The sequence below is a fragment of the Roseomonas sp. 18066 genome, assembly GCF_902706185.1.
Lineage (GTDB): Bacteria > Pseudomonadota > Alphaproteobacteria > Acetobacterales > Acetobacteraceae > Pseudoroseomonas.
In genome coordinates, this window is record NZ_CACSJM010000404.1 from 1 (window position 1) to 399 (window position 399).

Consider the following 399-nt stretch of genomic DNA (forward strand, 5'->3'; position numbering starts at 1 on the left):
CCCCTACCTGGGTGCGAACGTCTACAGAAAGGGCACCACCGAGCCGGTCCTTCCGGAGTACACGGTGCTGGACCTGAACGGCGTCAAGGTTGCCGTGATCGGTACCGTCACCCAGGAGGTCCCTTCACTGGTGACTCCCGCCGGGATCGCCGACCTCGACTTCGGAGACCCGGTGGACGCCATCAACCGGGTGGCGGCGAAGATCACGGCGGACAAGCTTGCCGACGTCATCATTGTTGAGGATCACGACGGCGCCGGCTCCGGTGTGGTGGAAGGCGCCACGCTGGAGCAGGAAGTGGCAGCCGGCGGCCCGTTTGCCAAGCTGGTCACCGAAACGTCCCCCGAGGTGGACGCCATCTTCACCGGCCACACCCACAAGGAATACGCCTGGGACGCCCC

1 pseudogene is annotated in these 399 nt (G+C 65.9%); it reads left to right on the forward strand.

Annotated features, from left to right (window positions below):
• Nucleotides 1-399: pseudogene (locus tag GVN67_RS29425) on the forward strand (hypothetical protein); the annotation flags it as partial.